General features: G+C 46.4%; 2 protein-coding genes. Both read left to right on the top strand.

The window, feature by feature from the left end; all coding sequences use genetic code 11:
* Positions 1 to 601: RHS repeat-associated core domain-containing protein (locus tag AC07VV_RS30440; RefSeq protein WP_495038345.1), on the top strand; the 601-nt coding region annotated here is incomplete at its 5' end.
* 4 nt (positions 602 to 605) lie between these two features.
* Positions 606 to 1,064: a hypothetical protein gene (locus AC07VV_RS30435; RefSeq protein ID WP_495038344.1), complete on the top strand. Its 459-nt coding sequence runs from the start codon at positions 606 to 608 to the stop codon at positions 1,062 to 1,064.
* Positions 1,065 to 1,260 lie beyond the last annotated feature (196 nt).

Raw genomic sequence — 1,260 nt, 5'->3', positions numbered from 1 at the left:
CGGCCACGTGGTGTGGCGCGCGTACTACAAGGCGTGGGGCGGTTTGGAAGCGTTATCACCGAACCTGGTGGAACAGAACCTGCGTTTCCAGGGGCAGTACCACGACCGTGAAACGGGGTTGTACTACAACACGTTCAGATACTACGATCCTGCGGTAGGGAGGTTCACTACTCAGGACCCGATTGGGTTGATGGGGGGGGATAACCTTTATCGGTACGCACCGAATGCGATGGGGTGGGTTGATCCGTGGGGTCTAGTTTGTTGGGGCACAGCCAAAAAGAAATATTGGGAAGATGTCGCCAAAATAGAGCTTCAAAATCCTAAAAGTATGTACTCGCCAAGAAACATTGCAGAAATGGCGAGGGGTAATGCTCCAAAAATCACTGCAAAAGTTAGGATCAATAAAACAGGCGCAATAGAAGTTCGGGACATCCCCTACGAGCTACATCACACGCACATACCACAAAGAACGGGCGGCCAAGGTGTTCATAGCAAAAACAACCTATCCGAGGTTGATCCATGGCAACACGCAGATATGGACAAGTATCGCCACCCAGGGATGGAACTCATCGAAGTAATTAAAGGTATAAACTCATGGTAATATCATGAACAAAGAATACATAATATTCAGTTCTATTGCTGGAAAAATTGCTGAAAAAAAATTCAAGGCAGGTATTGGTCATGAAGAAGCTGAAGCATTCGTTAAGACCTTATACGAAGAATACGAACAATCGGACATGCCTGTGCCAGACATAAACTGGATAGGAAAACCTCCTTCGCCAGTTACAAAATGGATATCCAATATCCTTACGGACAAATTCTTATTCATGGAAAGTCCACCTGTATGGATCGGCGAGGCCAGCTGGAGATTCATTGACAACAAACCAATGGTCTTCATAAACCAAATAGAATTTACAGACAATGAAACCATGCAGGATCACGTTTCGACCGGAGAGATCGTCTACACGTTCGCCGGAAGAAAAAAAACCAACGAAGGCTGGGAACTAGTGATAAAAATCATAAAACAAAGCAAGTACACCTCTGGAACGACTTATATATACTGAGCCCCATGACTTTAATGTCGAACGCAAACGACGCGATCGGCATTAAAGCTATTAGAGCCTCCTACATCATCACCATATACACCAAACCAATCTAGCTATTTTCTTCCAGCACAACCAGCCTGGAACTGCCGGACGGCCGCCAGCTCAATCAGCTTTACTACGGCAGCGGGCACCTGCACCAGATCAACCTCGACGG

This window comes from Pseudomonas sp. GW821-FHT02C04 (genome assembly GCF_059421845.1).
This window is presented reverse-complemented; position numbering and strand designations above follow the sequence as displayed.

Excerpts from the sequence above, each read along its gene's own strand:
- AC07VV_RS30435 (WP_495038344.1), top strand. The coding sequence starts at position 606 with ATGAACAAAGAATACATAATATTCAGTTCTATTGCTGGAAAAATTGCT.